Below are 24,798 nucleotides of genomic sequence, written 5' to 3'. Positions count from 1 at the left end.
ACATTTCAAGGCGTTTCACAATTCAGTTTGTGAAGCGTCTTTTTTATTATTGACACCATTCCGGTCTGCACCTTTGTGAGACAATTTACGATAGGCGATTTCACCAACGGGTATCTGAACCACATTAGGTGTGTTAACGTGAGTTCGTGTGATAGTTGTATCACTGTGAGTTAAGGCTTCTGAAATCTTCTCAAGTGTAACACCAGACTGTTTTGCTAAGGTTGCGCCAGTGTATCTTAGCTTATGCGGTGTGGCATGGACTAGATTTTTATGACGACGTTCAATAGAGTTCATTCGATAATTTAGATAGTCTGTGTGTAATCGTTGATTGACGTTTCCCTTGTTGTCAAAAAAAGTAAAGAGTAATTGGCTTTCGGTCTGTTTAATATCAAATTTAGCTAATTCTGTTTTTTGCTGATTTTTCCATTGTTGGAGTAAATTCTTTAATTCAGTAGGGATATGAAAAATTGTGGTTTTATTCCCTTTTGTACTTTTTTCATTGCCAAATTTGTCTAAGGCTTTGCCAATCGTAATCTGAGAAGTTTCAAAATTTACATCTTTCCATTTGATAGCATATGTTTCTGACTTACGATCAGATAAGAAGAATGTAGTAAGAAAAAGTACATAGTCTTGTAGAGTTAGTTGCTCATTATCCTAATCCTCTTGAACAGCACTTAACCAGTCTTGAAGTTGCTCAAAGGAGAGATACAACTCTTCTTCTTTTTTAGATTCTTTCAACTGATTTTTCTTAGTAGAATTAATTCGTTTTAATGACTTTTCTAGCTTGTTTTGTTCGATATATTCAAGTTCTTCTGCCCAATCAAAAATAGAATTGACATAACTTCGCAGTGTTTTAAAATTTGCATATTCTACTGCTTTTTTAGTCATGACTTGAAGCACAAACGCTTTGTTATGATTGAGATAGTTTAGTGTATATTTACCGAACATTGGTAAAATGTGTAATCGAAAAATATCTTTTGTATTTGAAATTGTTACAGCAGTAGGGGATTTTGTATTTCTAGAAGTCAATCCAGCTATATAAGCATCCAACCAAATCTCTTCATAAAAGTCTTTGAATAATGCTTCGCCCCCTAATTCAAAAGCATCCTTCTCTTTATTTTCGCGAATTTCTTTAATTGAGGCATAGAAATTTTTAGCCTCCTTTCTTGTTTTGAAGGTTTTAGAGTACAATTTATTGACGCCCAAACGTTCCTGAATATCTTTTGGGTAATAAAGTCGTACACGATACGTATCATTTTCTGTCTTACTAATAGCCATAGTATTTCCCTCCGAGTTTTGCGAGCCGAAATCAAATACTATAAGTTGATTATAGCGATAGCTGATTTATTTTGCTAGGCTTGCCAGCCATTGATCAATAGCAATACGATCAAAACGGCTTGATCCATGGATTTGAATCAGAGGCAATCCTTCCTTGATCCAACTATCTAATGTGTTGTTTGAAACTTGCAGATAGTTACAGGTTTGCTTTTTATTCATGTAACGATACTGTTGAAGCGTTTGATTTTTGATCTGTTCGATTTGAGTGAGAATCATTGTATGAAGTTGGTTTGAAATGTCCGCTAGTTGTTCCTCGCTCAATAAAATTGTCATTTCAGTCATAGTATTCACTTCCTTAGAAAAAGAGTATTCAAATAAAAAAATTATTTTTTTATTTTTGTATAATGAACGGTGCTTTCTTGAAAATCCATGACTTGTTCTGGACTACCAAATTCGTTTAAAGCACTGTAAAAAATTGGTCGTCTGACTAAATATTCGCTGGTGTACAATACGTCTTGATTTGTGGAATTGTAAGGTATAGTCACCACTTTTTTAGTGACGGTTGGTAATTTGAGATTCCGAGATTTGAAGAATTCCTTTTTTTTGTGTTCTTTCAAATCTAAATCTTTATCAAAGTACTTGCTGATGTAGCGTCCACGATTTTCAGCGCTATCTACATCAATCTTATTAATTTTGACAAATCCATTTCCCCATACCGTAGTTAAACGATTAATGGAGATAAAAGGAAAGTCAAATAAGATAATATGATAGTGAATTGCACCGCGTTTCTGTTTTTCCCACGTGGCAAGATATTTTAAATTTGCTGTTTTTGTTTTATAAATTTCATAGTTTAGTCGTTTGATAAATTTTTTGAATTCATTATTTGCATACTCAATATCTTGAATATTTTCTTTGAAAGTGAGCGTTAAAAATTTTGTCTGATTGTCAAAATTCATATCTACAAGGCGAGCAATTTCAAAACGCATATTTTTGTAATGTTGCTGTTTGCGTTTTAAACTGTCGTATTGCTCTTGAGCAGATAATTCATCATAGTTCTTTCTTTTTTCAGTCGTTGGTTGTTCTTCATCATAAAGCCAAGCTAATTTTTGTTTTCTTTCTGGAGTTATTTCATAATTTTCAGTTTTTCGTTTTGGAGTAATGAATGCTTCTTAATCATAAATTTCAATATACGTGGGAGTTTCAATGATTTTTTGGTTGTAAGCCTTTAAAAATCATCACTCCTTGGTAAGTCTTTAATTGTCAAAGGGCAGTCGATTTTCTCCTGATGTTGTTCTATAAATTTCAAGTTAAGTAGGAAGAAAGTCTACGCCTTTCTTCCAGAGCTGCCATCCATCGTGTGGTTAAGTTCGAGCGAAAAGTGGTATTGGGCTAGTTTGCCCTACCACTTCCGTCGAACCCACCCGCTGGAAGTCTGCTCTTGGGCAATTGAATTTAAACTATTGGTTATTTGCTTTGAACAAGTGTTGCTTTATTCGCAATAGCAGCTAACCCATAGCTAACAAATTGCCCGTTCACACGTCCCCATGGTGTAATCACAAGGTTATCAAATCGAAGGAGTGCCATTCCTTGCTCATCCAAAGTTTCCTTAGTAATCACAGGGTTTTCGCTTTTTACTTTGACACTAATTTTTTCAAATCGTAATTTTGGAAGTATGCATTCGTATGTCCAACCTAGTGCTTCCCCATCCTTTTGCCAGCGTGAAACTTGTACTACTTGATACTCTGTTTCCAGTTTTTCCTTTGGTAGTGTTAAATCATTAATTTTTACTGCCATGTTACAGCCCTTTTTTCTGTATACGATGATGTATACGATCTAGTTAAAAAAATTGCAGGGTACCTCTACGACTTTATCATATACGAATTGATACACGATGTCAATGCTTTTTTGATATTTTTATATACGAAAATGTACACGATGTGCTATAATCAATTATGAGACAATCAGAGCAAAGAAGAAACAATACAGGAGGAATGAAGCATGTTTGGACTGTTAAAACCGAATAAAGAGCAAGTGGGTAGTCGTTTACGGGAAGTGAAGGATAATTTAGGACTTTCTTTTAGTGAGTATGGCAATCGTTTAGGGTTAATTAAGCCAACGATTAATTCTTATGTTAGAGGCTATTCTTTGGCACCACTAGAAGTCATTAAGAAGGTTTCAGAACTTAGTGGCAAAGGGGTTGGCTGGTTTTATTTTGGAGAAATTGAAGAGTACATTAAAGAATATCTGTTGCTGAGAGGGCAAGAAACGCTATTGAAGGCTCATTCTGATGTTCCGTTAAAAATAAAGGAAGAATTTTTAACAGGAGAGTTCAAAAATATAGGTTGGGAAACAGAGTTTGGCTATCCAGTAGAAGAATTTATAGATGATTGTTATGCTGACATCCATTTTAATTTATTAAGGGAACAGGTTCAAACGTTGGCGCTGAGCTACCTTAAGAAGCATACTGCGTTGGAAGAGAATGAAATGAATGATGTAAGTATTTTTGTTAGCTCAGAAGTAATGGGATATTATGAAATAAACAAGGAGTTTGATTATGGCGATATAGAAAAGATCACCAATACGATAAGAAGCAGTTATGAAGCTTTAAAAGAGAAGAGACTTTCTTTTGATGATACCTACCTGGTTGGTAGATTGATTAATATTCTTTCAGATGATGATGAGACAAAGGGGATGATTTCTAGGTTATCTAAGGAATTGACAGGTAAACATTTTTCAAGCTACTTTGGTGGTGAAGAGTTGATTCATACTTTTCAATTATTACGTCCTGAGCTGTTAAAGATATATGCTGAGAAAACGAATGATGATTATTATGACTGGTTTGAAAAATAGGGAAGGAACATTTAATAGAATTACCCAATAAATGACTTGTGAATCTTATTCATCGAGAATGAGTAATTCATGTAGGTAAGAATTTTAACTAGTGTTACATCTATACTTTCTTTATTTTCAGAAATATCTGAAAATAAAGAAAGTATAGTGGTATAATTACATCAAAAGCGTTGATTACTTGTATCACTTTAAGTGATATGAGTAGAGTAAGGAGGATTCTTATGCTTAGAGTAGCCATTTGTGATGATGAAAAATCAACTAGTTCATTACTCGAGGAAATTCTTATTGAGTCCGTTACAAGTAATGGCGTGACTGATGTAGAATTTGATGTTTTTGAATCTGGTCAATCGTTAGTTAGTTTAATGGAGAAAAATGAAGTAAACTATCAAATTATTTTTTTGGATATTGAGATGCCAAAGTTAAATGGAATTGAAACAGCTAAAATGATTAGAAAGTTTGATCAAAAAGCATTTATTATTTATGTTACTGCGTACGAGAAATATTCTATAGAAAGTTTTGAAGTTAGACCGTACAGATATTTATTGAAACCATTAAAGAAAGAGCAAATTGAAAGGGTAATGCTGAAAGCTATCGAAGATATATTAAAAAGTGATCAATTTTTTTTCTTTTCTTATCTAGGTATAAACTATCAGGTAAAATGTGATGAAATAATTAGTATGGAAAGTAAAAAAAATCGAATGATTGAACTAAAAATAAAGACGGATTCAAGAGCATTATCATTTTATGGCAAAATTAAAGAGTTAGAGAATGTATTCAATCCATTATCCTTTGTCAAAGTTAATTCAGGAACATTAATAAATATGAATTACATTGCTAAAATTGTATCAAGTGAAATTTACTTAGAAAACAAGCAAATAGTAACAGTCAGCCGAGGTCAAAAGAAATGGGTCACAAAAGCATATCGCAAATTCACGAAAAGGAAATCGGGGGTGCACAATTTTGAATAATGTTGTACCTGAATCTTTTCTTTTGATGATCTCCTTTATCCTTCAATTTTTTTCACTGTTACTGTATTTTAAAGGATTTTTAAGTCTTCGAATTGATACCAAAAAATTTATGTTATGCTTGTTCCTTTTTTTACTGAGTTCGAAAATTTTTTTGAATACAAGTAATCATGTCTTGAAAACACTTATGATGATATTCCTTTTATTCCTATGCATCAATTATTCTTTCCATGGCTATTATGTACAAAAATTCTATCATGTGATCTTTTTTTGTACAATGGTTTCAATTTTTGAGTTACTAACAGTGATGATTATTAAGGATGTAAGTGCATCATCATTTCTTAATAATTATGTGACCTTATTTTTTCTATTCATCATACACACAGTATCATTAATTCTTGTGATTGTTTTAACAAAAGTTTTTATTTTTTTCAAAACAGATCATAACTCTTTAAAAAGAAAAGAAATTTTTGTGATGTGCTTAATAACGTTAACTTCATTGATGGTGTTGGAAAATATTATCAATATCTCTGATAGAAGTAAATATCTTTTTTGTTTTTTTATCCTCTTAGTGAATATTTGTGTGATGATTATTTACAATGATGCTATGAAAAAAAAGTATTTTATCCAAAAAATGTGGCTCATGGAAACACAAAATGAATATTATCAAAAGGTTTTGGATGACAATGAAGAGGTTTTAAAAACTAAGCATGATTTAAAAAATGTATTAATTCATTTGAGATATTGTCTTGAAAAAAATCAGTTATCTAAAGCTAAAGAAACGTTAAATGATTTACTGTCTAATTCAAATTTTATCGGAGATACTTATTCGGGCTGTATTGCTATAGATGCGATATTGGCAAGTAAAGTGAAAGAAATGGAGAAACATAATATTACTAAAACTATAATAGTTGATGTACCTTATGATTTGAAATTTGATGATTCCGTTGTATTATCAGTTATATTAGGAAATTTAGTAGATAATGCTATTGAAGCTGTACTCCGATTAAAGGAAGTTACGAAAAGGTTAATCAAGATTAATATTAAGTATGATGGAACTAAATTAATAATAATAGTTGAAAATACTTCAAATTTTGTGGAAATAAATGAAGCAAAAGAGTTGATTTTATCTGAAAAAAGAGAAAATCAATTTGGTATGGGAATTAATAGTATAAAAGAAAATGTACGTAAATGTGATGGATACTATTCTTTTGACTACAATAAAGGGAAATTTGAGTCTTTAGTCATCCTATACCCTACAAATTAAATGAAGGACTTGCGTAAAACTGTTTAGCTGAATAGGCTAGACAGTTTTTTATTTAAGACAGAATAATACAAAAAAGATAGCAATATAATACATTATTTTAAAATACATAAAAATAGAAAGTAGAATTGGAATACATATAAAGGCAAAGAAAAGAGGCGTTTGCTATGAAAAATTTAGTGGTTCAAAAAGACAAATTAAAATTTTATCCTGTGAAAGATGCCGTAATTGTGTTCAATCCTTTTACTGTTGATTGGTGTAAATTAAGTTTGGAAGAATTTAAGCTATTAAAAGAAATGAAGGATTTGCAGATTAATAGAAATGATAAAGAAATTCGTGATTTAACATTAAAGCTACTAGTCAATGGCATTATTCTTTTTGACGACGAAACGTTAGAACCCTCATTATCAGAAGAAGAAAAGCTCTATCCTCTAACTGTTTATTATGAGCCAACGGATGGATGTAATTTAAAATGTGTTTATTGTTATGCGGAAGCAGTAAAGCCTTGTGATTTAAAGTATAGCAAAGAACAATCAATGAAAAACCTTGATGAAATTATGAAGTATCCTACTCTTAGACGAATCATTTTTACAGGGGGAGAACCCTTATTGAGAAATGATACTTTAGATTTAGCAGAGTATGTTTACCAAAAAATGGGTGTAAAGCCATCTCTGTTGACAAATGGAATGTATATCAATCGGAAGAATGTGGATAGATTTCATATCTTTGAAAAAGTAACGATTAGCTTAGATGGGCATAATAGTGAAATTCACGATGAAACTAGAGGGAAAGGAAGCTTTAATGCAGTCGTAAGAGCAATAAAATTACTTAGAGGTGAAGAGATTGATGTAACTGTAACAACGGTTGTTTCCAAATTTAATCAAGCGTATATTACTGAGATTATGGAATTTGTAGAGAAAGAGCTTGATGTTCATGATCATAATATGACAACGCATGTTTCACTAGGACGTGGTGCGGATAGTTGTATTGAGTGTTCTCCTATTGAAGTGAAGGAATATCGCGAACGTTATTATAATCACTTATGCAAGACACAGAAAACCAATTTTACTCAACTGGTGAAACCCAATTTACAGAAGAGACAGATTAAGACTGTTTGTGGAGCAGCAAGAACAGAAGTTTTTATCAAAGATAATGGAGATGTTTATCCATGTCGATTATTGGTAACAGATGAAAATTTACTAGGCAACCTTAATAATGAGCAATTGAAAAATATATTAACAACAGCTACTGCAAATAAATTGAAAGAAAAAACAAGCGTTAAGAATATTTCTGGTTGTAGTAAATGCTCCTATAAATTCATTTGTGGTGGAGGTTGTCGTAGTGCCCATTCAGCATATACGAACTCACTAACGGAGTCTGCACCTCATCTATGCAGTTTAATTAGGGATGAAATAGACAGTGTTGTAATGATGGAGAATGGTTATAATCCAGTAACAAAAGAAAAAATCGAGGTGACTAAAAATGAAGCTTATTCTTAATTCAGAGGTAATCAATTATTTTGATGAGGATTCTAAAAAAAATTATTTAGTTATTCCAGAAGAAGGGAAAATATTTGAACTCAATGAAACATCGAAAGTCATTATGGATAGCTTGGAAACAGAAACAACTATTGAGCAAATTGTAGAAAATATAGTTGGAGTATTTTCTGCAAATGAAATTGATGCAGATATGGTACTTAAGGATGTAAAGAGTTTTGTGACGTCGTTAATCAACAATAGTTTTGTTTATACATTATAGATTGGTAGGACACTACTATTGTTGTTTTTATTTTAAATAGGAATTCAAGATCTCTATTTAAAATAAGCAATAATTAATGAAGAAAGGAGATTCTAAGATGAAAAAATATGTTGTACCTAGCATGGTGGAAGTTTCTGTGCACGCAGATATGTTTTGCTTATGTGTAATTATTGGAGCAGGTGTCTAAAGAAAGGAGGAATTTTAATGTATGAAAAACCAGTATTAAAAACAATTAATGTGACTGCTGAATTAAAATCTAACTGTGTGTGTTTTTTAATTGGCGTAGGATTTTAATCAAAATGAGGAAAGGAGGGATACAATGAAATATCAAAAACCTAAGATGGAGCAATTAAAAAATACTGCTGAGCTTTTGTGCTTCTGTATTATTTGGGGAGCAGGCGTATAGTAATACAGCTTTTTTAGGGACTATTGTGCATAGTAGTCCCTAAATGAATATATTGGAGGAATCATGAAAAATACAGCTTTATTAAAAAATATTTTAAAGAAAACAGGATATTATAAAATACAATGTACTGGTCATTCGATGTTTCCCACAATTAAAGAAGGTGAGCAGATAACAATCGTTCCAGCTGATGATTTGGCTATTGGTGAAATCATCTTATTTGAAGAGGGGAAGAATATGATCCTTCATCGAATTATTGAGTTAAACGATTCATTTATTGTAACTAAAGGCGATAATCATCCATATTCAGATCATTATATAAAGCTAGAGCAAGTGATAGGAAAAATGAAGCAGATGAGGCAAGGCACTCAAAATTTTTCGTTGCCTTTCAATTATAGCAAGTTTAGTGGGTTAACTATAGTTGTTTGGGGAAATGAGGTTCTTTCAGAAAGTATCACTGATCAATACCGCATGTATAACATTAGTATAGAAAAAATAAGATGTTAAAAAATAAAAAGAATGTTGTAATAATGCCAGGAGTTGAGACGGATGTACAGACTTGTTTTGATTTACTAGAAAAATATCAGCCAGAAGAAATTGCCATACATATAAATGCAAGAGTAAGCAATACTGAAAGAGAGGGATTCCTAATGTTTGAAGACTTCTATAGTTCATTTCGAATTGGAGGTAGAATATCTAATTTTTTATTCAATGCAGAAGAAACAGCATTTGTTTTATTAGGAATACTGGTATCTGTTGAATGAGTATGATGAAAAAGGAAATACTACGATTAAAGGTACTTTATCTCTTTACGTTTGTTGTAATTATTATGAAAGGCCTGTTAAATATTTATTTGGCCTTTATATTAAGAGGATTGATTGATTCTTTTTCAAATGTAGATAAACAGCAAATCATCCGAAGTTGTTGCTTTTTGGTGTTGTTTATCTGTATTTTTATTTTTATGCAGGTTTTATATAGTTATTTAGCAGCAAAAATCTCTAAAAGTATTTTAATATCAGTGAAGTCCAAAACTGTAGATAACATCCTCAAAAGATCTATGACAGATTTAGCAAATACCAATATGTCTTCTTACCTCTCTTTATTAACAAATAATATAAACGATTTAGAAGAAGATTATTTGAAAAGTTGGTTAATTTTAACAGAGATGATTGTCAATTTTGTTTTTTCTACAATTGCATTATTTATAATGAATCCGATTATTGGAGGGATTGCAAGTGGAGCAACACTAGTAGCACTTCTCATTCCTAGCGAACTTTCTAATTGGGGGAATCAGTTGAAAACAGCTTACGCTGACTCACAGGAGCAGTTAACAAAGCTAACAAAAGATATGTTTTCTGGAATAGATCTGATTCAAGCTTATAATGTTCATAAAAGAATGATGGAAAACTATAATATGAGTAATATTTCTGTTGAAAAAGCCAGATTCAAATACAATTTTTCATTAGGGATAGTTGGTGGAATTAGTGTTCTTTTGGGCTACATCATTTTCTTTTCAGTAATTATATCCGGTCTTTTTCTTTCTCTAAACAGCTATATTTCAATTGGGACTTTAATAGCTTGTGTTAATCTTAGCATGGACTGGTTAATCCTCTAGTAAACGGTCTTCAGCAAGCGTTTAAAATTAAAGCAATGAAAGGAATAGCTAGTAAATTTGAGTTGACTTCTCCAACCTCAGAAAATGAAAGAGATACGACAATTAATAAATTTAATACGGCAATTATTATGGAGAATGTAAGCTTTAGTTACAATGGAAATAAGGGAATTCAAGATATTAATTTAAGGATAGAAAAAGGGAAAAAATATGCTATTGTTGGAAAAAGTGGCTCAGGAAAAAGTACGTTACTAAAACTACTATCTGGCTTGATAAATACGTATCAGGGAATACTCACAATTGATAACCAAGAGTTTAAGAGGATAAGGTTTGAGGATATTCGGAAGGTTGTACAAATTGTTAATCAAAATCCAGTGCTTTTTGATACTAGTCTTATGGACAACATAACGTTTTATCGAGATTATAACGATGAAGAAGTTAAAAAAGTAATGTTAATGTCAAAGCTTGAAGAGACAGGTTTAGATTTTCAAGATTCAGTTGGAGAAAACGGAGTTCAGCTTTCAGGTGGAGAGAAGCAGCGTATTTCTTTAGCCCGTGCATTGATTAGCAAGAGTGAAATTCTATTGTTAGATGAGGGGACTAGTAATTTAGATAATACTACAGCAAGTGAAATTGAAGAGATGCTTCTTTCACTACAAAATACGCTTGTTGCAGTTACGCATAGAATGGATAAAAAAATATTAAAAAGATACGATCAGATTATTGTTTTTAATAAAGGAAGTATCGAGGAAATCGGAACATTTGAAGCATTAATTGAAAAGAAAGGATATTTTTATAGTTTGTTTTATTTACAAAATCACTAGCAGAAAAGAGTGAGGTTTATGGGAATTTTGAGAGCAGTAGAGCTCAGTAAATCGTATAGTCAAAATAACTTAAAGCGATCCATATTGGATCAGATATCTTTTACACTGAAACGTGGAGAATTTGTAGGCTTGATGGGCGCATCTGGTTCAGGAAAGACGACATTACTTAATGTTTTATCAACCATTGATAAACCTGATAAAGGAGAGATTTGGCTGAATGATACACAGATAGTGGGCTTAAGAGATAATGAACTTGCATTGCTTAGGGAAAAAGAACTATCTTTTATTTTTCAAGACTATAATCTGATTGACACTATGACCGTCTTTGAAAATATTACTCTTTCATTAATGGTAAAAAAACAGAATATGAAAGAAATAGAAAAAGAAGTAACTGCTATCTGTAAGGTACTTGGAATTGATGATAGTTTAAATAAGCTCCCCTATGAACTATCCGGTGGAGAGCGACAGCGTTGTGCTTGTGCACGAGCACTTATTAAGAAATCCTCTTTGATTTTTGCTGATGAGCCTACAGGAGCATTAGATTCAAAGACTGCTAACGTTCTACTTACTAAGTTTGTGGAAATGTCTAAATCCTTCAATAAAACTATTTTTATGGTCACTCACGATGCAGCAGTAGCAAGTTATTGTGATCGCGTGCTGATATTGGAAGATGGGCATCTTGACAAGATTCTTGAGCGAGATGAAAGAACGCGGAAGCATTTTTATAATGAAATCCTAGCAACAGTTTCTCCTTTTAGGGAGGAAGAAGAATGAAAATATATCGAACGGTGACAAGACATTTGAAGGATGCTACAAACATCATCTATATTGTTACATTACTGATTGTCGTGATACTAATCCAAATTGCTTTTTCAATTAATGTCGACATAACTAATGTAGCGGAAAAGGGATTGCAATCGTCGAATTCTGCTCCGATGATGATTGTATTTATTGGAGGCATTTTAAATGCATTTTTCACTAGATACTGGCTACAGTGTAATGGAAAAGAACTAGCTAACTATTTATTAGTGGGGTTAAGAAAAAAGGATATTTTTCAACTTTTTTGGATCACAAATTCTATATTATGCTTTAGTTCACTTTTTTTAGGTATTTTAGTCGGAGGGGGTGTCTTACATTTTTTAAGTGCCTATGTTGGATTTGTCTCATCGGCTTCTATGTTGAGTATAATTTTAACAATTGGTAGCTATTTACTCATTTATGTTTTTGGTGTAGGGATGATATATTTCAAAATACGTAACCTGCAATTAATTCAATTAATGACTTTTCACAATAAATATGAAAAATTTCCGACAAAGAAAGAAATACAGAAAAACCGACTTTTGTTGATGGGATCATTATTTATTTTGATAATACAACTAATGAATTTGAAGCATTTTATTGTAGTGGGAACTATAGCATTGAATATTATCTTTTTTTCATACCAGTTATTTAAAAATGTCATCAATGAGATGCATGTTTTGAGAATGAAAAAATCTTCTGTGCTATTTAGAAGGAATCGAACGATTGTGTTATGCAACTTATTATCTAGAGCGCAGCAAAACGTTATTGTTTATACCATTACTATGCTATGTTTTTTAGTATCATTTGTAACTTATTTGGTGGGAGGGATTTTTCTCAATTCCCCAAACGTCATAATAGACAGAGAAATTGATTTTTATATGGGAAATACACAATTATTTTTAGCTATTTTATTTTTGGTGATTGTATTTGTCGTGTTCCATATTAAGATTTCCTTTGATTTAGTTGATATTGAAAAGCAAAAGAAACTGATACACTCACTTGGAGGAACTATGTTTAGCTTGAAAGGAATGGTAAAATATCAGGTATTAATCAATTTTTTAGTGCCTATTTTAGGATTTCTATTTGTGTTTTTATTAGTGGGCTGTCCAGTCTATAGCTTTGTTGCAAATTATTTGAATCCTATGGTAATGTTGATGATTCCGATATATTTTCTTCTTTTTTTTATACTTTCTAGTTTGTATTTTGCATTGAGTTATTTTACAAGTTTAAAACAGATTGATATGTTCTAGTATTGGTTTATAATATTCTGAAATAAGAATTTTTCAGCTTTTAAATTATGGAAAGGAAGTTCTAAGATTTTAATAGAATTGAAAAGGTAAGTATGGCAAAACAGTTATAAACTGAACTTTGCTATACTTTTTAATTTATAAATAGTCTATTTTTGTTCATCTGTATCTTTTCAGGCGCTTATTTTATGTAAGAAGTAGGTGTTCCTTCCACCTTTAAGTAAAGATATAATAGATATTAGCAGAAGAATATCCAGTTACTATTTTCTTAAGCTTCTATTTTTGTTGTAAGCCTACCAGAGTTCTACTATTACTTTCATTGAACGTTGTTACATAAATTTTGAAAACTAACAGAGAAAATCATAATGAAAGCTTTTTGTTAGTTATGTATTATCCATTTACGAGGAAAGACTTGGTACAGGCATATAAACTATTTTTATGGGGAATGAGTTTGTGAATGGATATTTTATAAGGTTTATAGAATTGGTTCACTGGTACTTTTTTACTTATCTTAACTTTGTCAGTGCATTAATAGTAAAATTGAGGGGATTTGAATATTATAAAGAACTTAAAATATATGGATAGAAAAAGCAGGAATGAATTGGCAACACTTTTCTGTACAAAAATTATAAGGTCTCTATTCCCTTTAAATCGTTATTATATTTTCTACTAAACAGCTTGTTTCATTTCCCAGTCTAAGCGGTAATTAATTGGGAATTGGTAGCCTAGTTTGCCGTGTTTTCTAAAATGGTTCCACCAATTGACATAGTCCATTAACTCGTACTGTAGTTCAAATAACGAGTCAAAAGATTGTTGATAAATAAACTCTATTTTAAACGTTCGGTAAGTCGACTCCGCCACTGCGTTATCATAGGGACAGCTAGGGCGTGATAAAGAGCGTTTGATTTGAAATACATCCAGTAGTTCATCAATACTTTGATTGTCAAATTCTTTTCCTCTGTCTGTGTGAAAGAGGTGAACAGTGTCTAACAGTTGATTTAGCGTTCCTAGAGCTTGTAAAATAAGGTCGACTGATTTATTAGGTCCACTTGAATAGCCAACTATTTCTCGATTGAATAAATCGAGAAATAAAACAAACATAATGCCATTTCGCCCCTACTTTAACGTAGGGCAAGTCGGTGACTAATGCTTCCATAGGTTGATTTCTATCAAATTGACGTGACAAAACATTCTCAATTTTTTGTTCATTTTTACTGGCTGCTAATGGTTTAAACTTCAATGTGGTATAACTCGAGACAAAATTGAATTTCAACATTATTCGTCTAATTTTTCTTCTCGATACGGTTAACCCTAAATCCTTCAAATCGTCTTTAATTCTTCTTGCTCCGTAGGAGTTCCTGCTACTAGTGAAAGAGTCAATGACAGCTTCTTCTAGAATAGCTTCTGATTCTTTTCTTTTGACTTCATAGTAATAAGATCCACGAGAAATACCTAATTTTAAACACATCGCTGATATGCTGTATTTCTTTTTATTTTTTCTAATGACCTCTACTTTCGTCCGGATATCAGCGCAGCTTGCTTTAAAATATCATTTTCCATCATAAGTTCTTTATTTTGTTTGCGCAGGTTACGTAATTCTTTTTCCTCAGGAGTTAAATTATTTTTTTCTTTGAATGAACCAGATTGATTGTATTGTTTCACTCATTTGTCAAAAGTTGATGGCGTTAGATCATATTCTCTGAGGATGTCTTTTCTAGGTTTACCTGATTTGTGTAGTTCAACCATTTGTTTCTTGAAAGATTCTTTGAATGTGCGTCTAGGTTTTCTATTAGTTGTCATAAGATATGCTCCTACTTTAAGTATAAACACCTTATCTTTATTGTTCAACTAAGTGTAACCTATCCAGAATATCACGAATTTTTACAAGAGTTAGGGAAATACAAGTACATGTAAACTAATATGGAAGGTAGATTTAGTAATGGAACAAATTAAAGATTATGGGTCATCAGATATATCTATATGATATTCTCTTGGAGGAAAAACGAAAGTTTTTTTGATTCACTTCTTTTTTGTTTTATAAATTGCGAACTATTTTGCGTTTTTATTAAATAATGCTCGAATTTTTTCTTGAAACACCTTATAATAGGAACGATAGATCATATGAGAGTATCATTTATTTTACTTGTTAAAAAATAATGAATAACGCATCTATAAAAAAGAAGGGATATCCCTTATTCTGATGAGTTCTGCTTGTTAGGGAAAATACCCTTAAAGGAAAGAGGAGAAGAAGTGACGGATTCTAAAATTCGGAGAAGCGAACGATTGATTGATATGACGCAATATTTATTGGATCATCCTCATGCATTGGTTTCTTTGACCCATTTTGCGCAACTTTATAAATCAGCTAAATCATCAATAAGCGAGGATTTAGCGATTATCAAAAAAACATTTAAACAACGAGGTACAGGAATACTTGAAACAATTCCAGGAGCAGCTGGCGGTGTTCGCTTTATTCCAGAAATGCCCTACGAGGAATCAAAAGAATTAGTATTAGCTTTGTGCGAACGTTTATCAGAACAAGATCGTCTGTTACCAGGAGGATATGTGTATCTTTCTGATCTATTAGGACAGCCAGAATTACTGCGCCAAGTTGGGAGAATTATTGCATCTAAATATTTAGGAGAACAAATTGATGCAGTTATGACGGTAGCAACAAAAGGCGTACCGATTGCACAAGCTGTGTCTTATTATTTGAATGTTCCTTTTGTAATCGTTCGTCGTGATTCAAAAATCACTGAAGGTTCTACAGTTAGTGTAAATTACGTTTCTGGATCATCTGAGCGGATTGAAAAAATGGAGCTGTCAAAACGTAGTTTGAAACGTGGCTCAAGAGTTTTAGTTGTCGATGACTTCATGAAAGGCGGAGGCACAGTTAACGGAATGAAGAGCTTAATAGAAGAATTTGAAGCTGAGCTTGTTGGAATCACAGTGTTTGCGGAGTCTAAATTTAAAGGCCAACGTGCGATCGAAGACTATACGTCATTACTTTATGTTGAAGACGTAGATACACGTACGAAAACGATTAATGTAGTTCCTGGAAATTATTTTGATGAACAATAGGTAAATAGTAAGGTAAAACTGATTCTAGGTTTTACCTCACTATTTTTTTTTGAGGAGCTAAAAATAACTGTTTCTATTTAACGATTTTTCAATTTAGGTGTATAGTTAATATGTAAACAATTTTATCTAACTTCTTTACACATAATAGACATAGGAATTTGGATAAATCATATGAAAGAAGGCCAATATTATGGAAAAACAAGAAAAAATTCAAATTTTAAAAGATATTGTTGCAATCAAATCGGTCAATGGTAATGAAAAAGAAGTCGCTCAATATTTAAGTAAACTATTCAAAAAACATGGCATCGACTCCAGCTTTTTAGAATACGACAATGATCGTGATAATCTAATCGCTGAAATCGGTAATAAAAATAGCGGAAAAGTCTTAGCTTTTTCAGGGCATATGGATGTTGTTTCAGCAGGTAATATTGTCGATTGGACCTCTGATCCGTTCAAACCTGAAATTCGTGATGGTAAAATGTATGGTCGAGGTACTTGTGATATGAAAAGTGGTTTAGCTGCTATGGCAATCGCAATGATTGAGTTGAAAGACGGGAACGCTGACTTTAATGGCCGCTTACGTTTATTAGCAACAGTTGGTGAAGAAGTTGGCGAATTAGGTGCAGAACAATTAACTAAAGAAGGTTATGTAGACGACATAACCTCAATGGTGATTGGCGAACCATCGGGCTATGCTGGTATTGTTTATGCCCACAAAGGATCGATTAATTTCAAAGTAGAGTCTCGAGGGAAAAATGCCCATAGCTCAATGCCACAACTCGGTGTAAATGCAATCGATCATTTGAATGACTTTTATTCAAGAGCTAACCAGTTGTTCCGCAGTGAAATTCACACAGATGAAGTCTTAGGTGATTTTATCTACAATGTAACGATGATTTCCGGTGGGGAACAAATCAACAGTATTCCAAGTGAAGCGAGCCTTCAAGGGAATATCAGAACGATTCCTGGTTATGATAATGATCTTGTTATTAAAAAAATGAATGAACTGATCGATGAACTGAACAAAAAAGATCTGTATCATTTAACGTTAAGTATTGAAGCAAATAAAATTTCAGTTAAAAGTGAAAAAGATTCCGATATCGCAAAAATCGCTCAACAAGTAGCGAAAAAACAAGTTAATGTCGATATTCCAATGGTTGGGGTGTCTGGTACAACAGATGCGGCTGAATTTACCAAAGGCAAACATGCTTTCCCAGTAATCATCTTTGGACCAGGGAATGAAACACCCCACCAAGTAGATGAATATGTGGATGTGGATAACTATTTGGAAATGGTCGATATTTATAAAGAAATCGCGACCACGTATTTAGCGTAACAGAATAGATCGAATAACTTTTATAAACAAGAAAAAATCCGAATAAACGGCGAGAAAAAAGCAGCTACTACGCTTCGCTTCGAACACATCAAATTCTAAGTGCTAAAGTACTAAGTTTTGAAGGTTTATTTCTCGGAGCTAGACGCCTTTATACGAAAACTAAAACGGTAAAAAAACAAAAAAAGACTACCTCCTACTAAAACCGTAGTTAGCTAAATTTTGTCTAGAGCACTTTGATGGTTATCCGCTAGAGTGTTCTTTCTATTTTGTTTTTCGCTCTAAGTACCTAATTTCAATACACAAAAAATGATATTAGTCAGCTACTAATACAATGAAGTGTTCGTTAAATAACCATTCACTAAGATTATTGAGTAAGTAAAATAAGGTTGGAAGTCTGTTCTTACTTTTAATACAATAAGGTTAGTCAATAAAAAATTATTGGCGAGGCAACTTTTATTATTAGTTTAGGTTGATAATAAAGGGCTCTGTTTAGAAGATTACCGTCTTCTGACAGGGCGCCTTTTTTTAATTTATGCTGTAAATTTATTTTAACTTAAAGAAGTTAGAATAATCAATAGAATATTGTGAAAGAATTTGAATTGTCAAAATTGGGTAGAAACAAGGACAAGTTTGACAAAAGAGGTCGAATTTTTTGAGTTTTACTTGCATTGGATACTAAGTTTTCTTCTCTCTTGCATACATAAAAAAGCCTTTAAATGTAAAATAATCTAGTAAAAACTAGAAGCGCGTTCAGGTATACTTATTTGTTAGTACACAACCTTTAAACGGTTATTTAAGTATGAATTGTTAGCCATTCAGGTACTTATGAACTATCCGTTCAAAAGTTCGATTAGACTAAGTTTAGACAAGAGATTGTTCTTGTAAATACTATATAAGAGGTGATATTTAATGCGTAAACTTACAAAGAACGAAGCAAGTTCAAAAGCTGCTGGAGCAGTTTGGTATTGTTGGTGGGTGACATCAACTTGGTTGCGTTGTGTGCGTATCGCTTAATCAAAAAGAAATTACGCATAAAAAAAGGGTAGCTACTTTGTAGATCTACTCTTTTTGATTTTATAAATTAAAAAGAGTAACCAACATTATATGGAATATGGAAAGGATATGGAAAAAGATGAAAAGAAAACTATACATACTAACAGTCATTTTTGCAGTCGCTTCTTCACTTTCTGCATGTACACAGAAAGAAGAGCAGGCAAATAATCAAAAAGAAGCAAGTAGCCAAACGAGTAATAGTAAACCAAATAGCTCTGAACCATTAGAGACATCCGCTTCTAAAGAAAATACAGAAACAAGTAGTAAACAGACAACAAGGAAAGAACAAAATCAAACTGACATTTCTGGATCTGAAATGGATAAGTTGAAACAAACTGGTGAAACAGCAATAGGTTTAGTTGTAGATCCTAAGAATCAAGATTATAAATTACTATTGGATACTGTAAAAGAAATTTGTGAAGAGCGGGATTTAAGCTATTATATTGTTGACGTGACAAATCCTGATAATAAAGCTTGGCTTAGCGAAAATAATGTGAAGAAGGACATGAATGTTGCGGTTATCCATGACAAAAGAATAACACTCTTTGATCTACAACATAAGAATGAATACAATCCTGTGTTATTGGGTACAATCGTCGACGGAATTATAGGTAAAATGAAAGAGCTGGAGGGAAACTAAAATGAAAGGAAAAAATAATATAGCTAAAAAAGCTTGGAAAATCTTACTATCTGTTGGTATAATAGTTATGTTGATAGGTGGCGGAGTGAGCTGGTATTTATATAGTAAAGTTGGTGAGATTCCAAAAGATGGTAAAATTGTTGGTGATCAAGAAATGCAGAAGATGATTGAAGAAGCAGAAAAAAATGGTGCTAAAGTAGAAGTTGTCGAATAATAATTAAGAAACTAGCAGTTAATTTTATTAGAATAACCAACATCAATTCTATTAGATAGACCTTCAACTTTTCATAATAGTTATTTTTTAGAATAGGAGTAGGTTGTTTGTTGTCATTTTTTTTAATGGGGATCGATTTATTTTTCAGTGTTGCGTTGTTTATCTTTCCCGTATATTTATTTCTAAATAAGAATATTAAAAAAGTATGTGTGTTAGCTGGGATATCTTCTTTTGTATTATACATCCTGTATGCTAATCTGCTAGTACCATATTTTTTTTCAAGTGGTGGGATCGCTTTGTCAGCGATTAGCCTATATTCAATTATCACGTTGTGTTTTTTGACTATGTGGTATTTACTTGAAAATAAACGAATTGATAATTGGTTAGAATCCATCTTAATTGTTCATTGCGAAGTTATAGGAAGTTGGTTATTAGTGAGTAAACTTGTCGTTTCGATACTTCAAAGTTATTCATTACTTATTCATGTAGCAATTGTTATGATCGTTAGTTTTTTCATGTTTGCTTGTGTTTTTGTCAATGTCAAAATACTTAATTATTTTAGCAAAATAAAGCAACGAACATTACTATTTTGTCTATTATTTTTATCTTTACTGGGATTATATATGTACGATATTGTATTACCCAATTTGATGAAAACTGAAATTATAATGGATGGAAGTGTTGGAAACACAGCTGAGCAATCCATGCTACAATCATCATTATTGCTGTTTATTATATTTGTTATGATAACAATTTTTATTGGTACAGTTATTCTAAGGGATCGTTTATCAACTAGAAAGATAAAAGAACAACAAGAGAAAGAAATACAACTTGAAAATTATATAGATGCTATGGAATCTATGCAAACAGATATTCAAAAGATTCATCATGACTATAAAAACTTAGTTATAGCCATTGGGGGATATCTTCAAAATGGCGATGCAGATATATCAGGATTACGCAAATATTATAAAGATATTTTAAAACTAGAAAAAGATACATCATTAAAAACCGTTCACTTATCTAAGTTGAAGAAAATAAAAATTATTGAGTTAAAAGGTTTGCTAATAGCAAAGCTTATTCAAGCAACACAGAAATCCATAAATATAAGCATAGAAGTTGAGGATAAAATATCCAGTTTACCAATAGATATTGTTGATTTGACAAGAATTATTGGAAATTTATTGGATAATGCCATCGAAGCAAGTTTAGAATGTGAAACTCCAGAGATTAGAATCGCATTTATTATGTTGAACAAGCACATATTGATAATCATAGAAAATACAACGTTGTTAACGACCTTAACAACTAAAAATTTCTTCGAGTATGGCGTTTCCAGTAAAGGAAAAGATAGAGGCATTGGATTGACAAATGTCTTTGAATTATTAGAAAACTATCCTTTGATAGAACTAGATACTACTCTGGAACAATCCAAATTTAGACAGACAATTATTTTTCCGAATGTATGAGTGATAGGAAGCTACTTAACAATTAAGAACTGAGTGGATACGATAAATGATTGTATCGCTAAGTTCTTTTTTTACGACTTTTTCGACCTAGACTTTGATACATTGCTTATTAGTAGATTTAGGCAATATCAGCTAGCAGTTTAAAATCTATGAGCACCGAAAAAACATTTAGGTATACTTAAATGCGCAAAAAAAAATATTTTGATTTTTAAGGTAGTAGAAAGAACCCAATTGAGTATCTAGCCACTTTAGTTAACAGTGCTTGGCTATAATTTATTTATAGACATAATGCAGGGAGAGGAAACGGATAATTATGAGAAAAAAAGCAGTAATAATTTTAATAGGAATAGCCATAGTATTGATACTAGCAGTTTTTGTTGTAGTAAAAAATACAAAAAGTAAAGCTGTAGCACAATGGACAACGTATACAATAAAAAAACCAGAGGATTTGACTCTTTCTGGAAAAGTTGTTTCAAAAGCTGAACAAAGAGTCTCATATAATTCAATTTTGGGAGAAATTACGAAAGTCAATGTGACGAACGGTGTTCAAGTTAAAGCTGGAGATGTCTTGCTTACATATTCAAGTCAAAGTAATCAAAACTCATTAAAAGAAAAGCAAGCATTACAGGCTCAATACACAACAAATATTGCAAATTTAGAAAATGATTTATTTCTAGCGAATGAAAAATTAACAAAAGCCAAAAATGAAAGCAACGACGCAAATAAACAAAATGCTGAAACAGAGATAAATTCACTTGAAACTAGTTTGACAAGCTATAGAGATCAACTCACGGATATCAATGCACAAATATCAACTTTAGAAAATACAGCAGAAACAGTTGTTACTGCAAACTTCGATGGAAAAGCAAAGATAGACGAGACGGCTAAAAATGATAATAGTAGACCTGTAATAGTGCTCTATAGTAATGATCTTTTGATAGATACTACAGTTACAGAATACGATGTCGAAAAACTGAAAGCTGATCAAGAAGTAACGATATCGTATACGAACCAATCAAAAAAAGTCTCTGGCAAAATTAATTTTGTAGGCTCTATCCCAATATCAGAAGATACTGTGGTCTCTAATTATAAGGTACAGGCTACATTGAATGAAGCTATACCATTAGGATATTCTGTTCAAGTGAAAATACCTCAAAACGAAGTCAATGTTCCTGATCAAGCAGTACTCGATGATAAAGGTCAAAAATATGTTTTTAAATATATAAAAGGAAAAGCGAGCAAAACAAACGTTAAGGTAGAAGCATTGGATGGCTACACACGAATTACCGAAGGACTACAATTAGGAGAGAAGGTTATTGAAAACCCTAAGGGAGTGAAAGATAATATGGATGTGAATGTAAAATGATCCAATTAAATAATGTTGAAAAGTATTATGAAATAGGTGATGAAAAACTTTGGGTATTGAGAAAGGTAAATTTAACGATTCAAAAAGGCGAGTTTACCGCAATTGTTGGTCCATCAGGCTCAGGTAAATCATCATTAATGAATACAATTAGTTTTTTAGATGGTGATTTTTTAGGAGATTACTTGTTTAGTAACGATGATGTCTATCAATATTCTGATAAGTATTTATCTAAAATTAGAAATGAAACAGTTGGGTTCATTTTTCAATCGTTTAATTTAATTGGAAATAATACTGTTTATGAGAATGTTGAGCTACCACTTCTATATGGAGGATATTCCCACAAAGAATCAAAAGAAAAAATTATGAATATGTTGACTCTTGTTGGTATACCAGATAAAGCAGATAAGTTTCCTAAGCAGCTATCGGGCGGGCAACAACAGCGAGTCGCTATTGCACGTGCATTGATCAATAATCCCAGTTTTATTGTAGCGGATGAGCCTACAGGAGCTTTGGATACACATACCTCAGAAGAGATTTTGAATTTATTTAAAAAGTTAAATGAAGAGCAAGGGGTAACGATTCTTATGGTAACTCATGATGCAGAAGCTGCGGCTTATTGTAATCGGATCATAGAAGTAAGAGATGGGAAAATTTTAGATCAAGAGGTGGTGAACTAACTTATGAAGTTTTTAATGATTTGGGAAACTGCTTTAAAATCCGTAAAAAAGAATGCACGGAGGAGCTTGTTAACGATGTTGGGGCTTGTGATTGGAACCGCAGCAGTGATCACTATTGTTAGTGTAGGGCGTGGTTACGAAAAATTTCAAACTGAAAAAATGTTGCCAAGCAGTGACGAGAATACTATCCAAACAACTATCAGTTTTAATCCAAAAGATGAAAGTGTTGAAAATAGTAATATTCGCTTTTTTAGTCTGGGTGATATTGAAAAAATTAAAAATATCGCTGGAGTTATTAATGTAAACTATGAAAAAGAGGATATTGAAAAAACATTTAGAACTCAAAATGTCATTTTGAAAGAGTATTCAAAATCAACAAAAATGAGATTAGTTCCTTCAAAAGGAAGAGAAGTTAAATATGGTCGAACTTTAACTAAAAGCGATTTAGTCAATCGTAATAAGGTAGTCATTCTATCATCAGTTGTAGCCACTCAAATTGATAAAAATAGTGAGTCGCTTATAGGAAGAGCGTTGAAAATAGGGATGGAAACAGTTGAAATAGTAGGTATTTATGAAGGAAATTATTCAGAAAGTAGTTTAATGGAAATTCCAGCGAGTACATACCACTATTATTGGAAAGACAGCTCTCCAAAAAACTTAACGATTACGTTATCTAATAAATATTCTAGTACACTTATTGGACAAAAAGCGGTTGAACTTATGAGTAGTGAAGGTGCGGTGAAAAAATTAGGAGAATATTCAAACGCAAGTAGCGCTGGAATGGTTGATTCTTTAAGCACTATGTTTCAAAGTTTGACATTATTGATTTCATTCGTAGGTGCAATCTCATTATTTATTTCAGGAGTAGGCGTAATGAACATGATCTATACTTCAGTATCTGAAAGAACAAAAGAAATTGGTGTTAGACGTGCAATGGGCGCAACAGAAAAGGCAATTCAGATACAGTTTTTATTAGAAGGGCTCACGTTAACCTTATTAGGTGGATTATTTGGGTATATAATAGGGCTCTTGTTAGCCAAATTAATTAGTATGCTTATGAGTTTTACCTTTGTACCAGATATATTCACTGCAATTTTAGCTGTAGTGATTTCAGTATTTATAGGTGTGATTTTTAGTTATTTTCCATCAAAATCTGCCACTGAGAAAGACATAGTGCAACTAGTCAAATAATGAAAAAAGGTGAAAAAATGATTAATATTCATATTTGTGATGATAAAGAAATTGAATTGAAACAAATAAAGAAAGCATTATCATATGCTAAGTCAGTAGTAGATTCAGACTTAGAATTTTACAATGTAACAACTAACCCATTAGAAATCTTAGAATATAGTCCCACTTCAATGAGTAAGGATGTTTATTTTTTAGATATTGATTTAGAATTACCTAACTTGAATGGGTTATCTCTAGCGGTAAAAATTAGAGAGAAAAATCCTAGTGCGTTTATCTGTTTTGTTACAACACATGCAGAAATGAGTTATTTGACGTTTAAATATAAAGTAATGGCATTTGATTTTATTTTAAAAGATAGCTATGAAAACATGTTAAATAGTTTTGTTGAATGTCTCAGAGCATTAGTAAAACAAGTCAATTCACTAGAAGAACCTAGTAAAGAAATAATTGAGTTAGATTTTTATCATGAAAAAAAGAGAATCCAGATAGATAGCATCATTGCTTTTGAAACAATAGGAAATCATAAAATTAGAATGTATAGTGATACGCAAGTACTAAATTTATCAAGAAGTTTAGCAAGTTTGAAAAAAGAATTACCTGATAATTTTTTGAACTTTCATAGAAGTTATCTAATCAATTCAGATAAAATCGTTAGCTACGATAAAGTGGCTGGAAGAATTACAATGTCTAATGGTTTAGATGTGTATGTTCCTATTAGAAAAAAGAAAAGTGTATTTTCTATTTTGGAAAAATGAGTTGTTTTAGGAGG

23 protein-coding genes and 2 pseudogenes are annotated in these 24,798 nt (G+C 31.9%); 20 read left to right on the top strand and 5 right to left on the bottom strand.

Annotated elements, in window-relative coordinates; all coding sequences use genetic code 11:
• Positions 1-15: 15 nt before the first annotated feature.
• The 4 genes and pseudogenes from AC4BBR_RS15995 to AC4BBR_RS15980 form a co-directional block, all read right to left on the bottom strand.
• Positions 16-1,278 (bottom strand): annotated as a pseudogene (locus AC4BBR_RS15995) (site-specific integrase).
• 66 nt (positions 1,279-1,344) lie between these two features.
• Positions 1,345-1,620, bottom strand: a complete 276-nt coding sequence (locus AC4BBR_RS15990; protein WP_490460460.1) for a helix-turn-helix transcriptional regulator — start codon at positions 1,618-1,620, stop codon at positions 1,345-1,347.
• 41 nt (positions 1,621-1,661) lie between these two features.
• A complete protein-coding gene (locus tag AC4BBR_RS15985; RefSeq protein ID WP_490460459.1) occupies positions 1,662-2,264 on the bottom strand; it encodes a rolling circle replication-associated protein in 603 nt (200 codons plus the stop codon).
• Between the two features lie 478 nt (positions 2,265-2,742).
• Complete coding sequence (locus AC4BBR_RS15980) at positions 2,743-3,072, bottom strand: hypothetical protein (protein ID WP_490460458.1); 330 nt, start codon at positions 3,070-3,072, stop codon at positions 2,743-2,745.
• Between the two features lie 204 nt (positions 3,073-3,276).
• On the opposite strand from AC4BBR_RS15980, the gene AC4BBR_RS15975 reads away from it, so the two are divergent.
• The 11 genes from AC4BBR_RS15975 (at position 3,277) to AC4BBR_RS15925 (ending at position 13,005) form a co-directional block, all read left to right on the top strand.
• The gene (locus tag AC4BBR_RS15975) at positions 3,277-4,128 is read left to right on the top strand and encodes a helix-turn-helix domain-containing protein (RefSeq protein WP_490460457.1); all 852 of its coding nucleotides are present in this window, start codon (positions 3,277-3,279) and stop codon (positions 4,126-4,128) included.
• 221 nt (positions 4,129-4,349) lie between these two features.
• A complete protein-coding gene (locus AC4BBR_RS15970) occupies positions 4,350-5,096 on the top strand; it encodes a LytR/AlgR family response regulator transcription factor (RefSeq protein ID WP_490460456.1) in 747 nt (248 codons plus the stop codon).
• Positions 5,097-5,400: 304 nt separating this feature from the next.
• The gene (locus AC4BBR_RS15965) at positions 5,401-6,360 is read left to right on the top strand and encodes a sensor histidine kinase (protein WP_490462139.1); all 960 of its coding nucleotides are present in this window, start codon (positions 5,401-5,403) and stop codon (positions 6,358-6,360) included.
• A gap of 164 nt (positions 6,361-6,524) precedes the next feature.
• Complete coding sequence (locus AC4BBR_RS15960) at positions 6,525-7,856, top strand: radical SAM protein (protein ID WP_490460455.1); 1,332 nt, start codon at positions 6,525-6,527, stop codon at positions 7,854-7,856.
• Entirely contained in the window at positions 7,840-8,115 is a 276-nt protein-coding gene (locus AC4BBR_RS15955) for a PqqD family protein (protein ID WP_490460454.1), read from the top strand. Before AC4BBR_RS15960 ends, AC4BBR_RS15955 begins: the two co-directional genes overlap by 17 nt.
• A gap of 469 nt (positions 8,116-8,584) precedes the next feature.
• Positions 8,585-9,025: a signal peptidase I gene (locus AC4BBR_RS15950; RefSeq protein ID WP_490460453.1), complete on the top strand. Its 441-nt coding sequence runs from the start codon at positions 8,585-8,587 to the stop codon at positions 9,023-9,025.
• Complete coding sequence (locus tag AC4BBR_RS15945) at positions 9,019-9,282, top strand: hypothetical protein (RefSeq protein ID WP_490460452.1); 264 nt, start codon at positions 9,019-9,021, stop codon at positions 9,280-9,282. The genes AC4BBR_RS15950 and AC4BBR_RS15945 overlap by 7 nt, the downstream gene beginning before the upstream one ends.
• A 5-nt stretch (positions 9,283-9,287) precedes the next feature.
• The gene (locus AC4BBR_RS15940; RefSeq protein ID WP_490460451.1) at positions 9,288-10,133 is read left to right on the top strand and encodes an ABC transporter transmembrane domain-containing protein; all 846 of its coding nucleotides are present in this window, start codon (positions 9,288-9,290) and stop codon (positions 10,131-10,133) included.
• Between the two features lie 35 nt (positions 10,134-10,168).
• On the top strand, positions 10,169-10,954 hold the full coding sequence (locus AC4BBR_RS15935) for an ATP-binding cassette domain-containing protein (RefSeq protein WP_490460450.1): 786 nt from the start codon (positions 10,169-10,171) through the stop codon (positions 10,952-10,954).
• An 18-nt stretch (positions 10,955-10,972) separates the two neighbouring features.
• Positions 10,973-11,728, top strand: coding sequence for an ABC transporter ATP-binding protein (locus tag AC4BBR_RS15930; protein WP_490460449.1), 756 nt, complete (start codon positions 10,973-10,975; stop codon positions 11,726-11,728).
• Positions 11,725-13,005: an FtsX-like permease family protein gene (locus AC4BBR_RS15925; RefSeq protein WP_490460448.1), complete on the top strand. Its 1,281-nt coding sequence runs from the start codon at positions 11,725-11,727 to the stop codon at positions 13,003-13,005. The genes AC4BBR_RS15930 and AC4BBR_RS15925 overlap by 4 nt, the downstream gene beginning before the upstream one ends.
• A 666-nt stretch (positions 13,006-13,671) precedes the next feature.
• Here AC4BBR_RS15925 and AC4BBR_RS15920 read toward each other — a convergent pair.
• Positions 13,672-14,802 (bottom strand): annotated as a pseudogene (locus tag AC4BBR_RS15920) (IS3 family transposase).
• A 450-nt stretch (positions 14,803-15,252) separates the two neighbouring features.
• Here AC4BBR_RS15920 and purR point away from each other — a divergent pair.
• The 9 genes from purR (at position 15,253) to AC4BBR_RS15875 (ending at position 24,784) form a co-directional block, all read left to right on the top strand.
• Positions 15,253-16,083 (top strand): pur operon repressor, encoded by an 831-nt coding sequence (purR, locus tag AC4BBR_RS15915; protein ID WP_490460447.1) that lies wholly within the window; start codon positions 15,253-15,255, stop codon positions 16,081-16,083.
• A gap of 190 nt (positions 16,084-16,273) precedes the next feature.
• Positions 16,274-17,419 carry an ArgE/DapE family deacylase gene (locus AC4BBR_RS15910; protein ID WP_490460446.1) on the top strand — a complete coding sequence of 382 codons (1,146 nt, stop codon included), beginning with the start codon at positions 16,274-16,276 and terminating at the stop codon, positions 17,417-17,419.
• A 1,132-nt stretch (positions 17,420-18,551) separates the two neighbouring features.
• A complete protein-coding gene (locus tag AC4BBR_RS15905; RefSeq protein ID WP_490460445.1) occupies positions 18,552-19,112 on the top strand; it encodes a hypothetical protein in 561 nt (186 codons plus the stop codon).
• A gap of 1 nt (position 19,113) precedes the next feature.
• A complete protein-coding gene (locus AC4BBR_RS15900; protein ID WP_490460444.1) occupies positions 19,114-19,326 on the top strand; it encodes a hypothetical protein in 213 nt (70 codons plus the stop codon).
• A 107-nt stretch (positions 19,327-19,433) separates the two neighbouring features.
• Positions 19,434-20,795: a sensor histidine kinase gene (locus tag AC4BBR_RS15895; RefSeq protein ID WP_490460443.1), complete on the top strand. Its 1,362-nt coding sequence runs from the start codon at positions 19,434-19,436 to the stop codon at positions 20,793-20,795.
• Positions 20,796-21,108: 313 nt separating this feature from the next.
• Positions 21,109-22,161 (top strand): efflux RND transporter periplasmic adaptor subunit, encoded by a 1,053-nt coding sequence (locus AC4BBR_RS15890; RefSeq protein WP_490460442.1) that lies wholly within the window; start codon positions 21,109-21,111, stop codon positions 22,159-22,161.
• The gene (locus AC4BBR_RS15885) at positions 22,158-22,838 is read left to right on the top strand and encodes an ABC transporter ATP-binding protein (protein ID WP_490460441.1); all 681 of its coding nucleotides are present in this window, start codon (positions 22,158-22,160) and stop codon (positions 22,836-22,838) included. The genes AC4BBR_RS15890 and AC4BBR_RS15885 overlap by 4 nt, the downstream gene beginning before the upstream one ends.
• 3 nt (positions 22,839-22,841) lie before the next feature.
• Positions 22,842-24,029: an ABC transporter permease gene (locus tag AC4BBR_RS15880; RefSeq protein WP_490460440.1), complete on the top strand. Its 1,188-nt coding sequence runs from the start codon at positions 22,842-22,844 to the stop codon at positions 24,027-24,029.
• On the top strand, positions 24,029-24,784 hold the full coding sequence (locus AC4BBR_RS15875) for a LytR/AlgR family response regulator transcription factor (protein WP_490460439.1): 756 nt from the start codon (positions 24,029-24,031) through the stop codon (positions 24,782-24,784). The genes AC4BBR_RS15880 and AC4BBR_RS15875 overlap by 1 nt, the downstream gene beginning before the upstream one ends.
• Positions 24,785-24,798 lie beyond the last annotated feature (14 nt).

The sequence above is a fragment of the Enterococcus sp. AMC1251 genome, from assembly GCF_058216535.1.
Note: the sequence above shows the minus strand (reverse complement) of the source record. Positions and strands in the feature narration are given on the sequence as shown.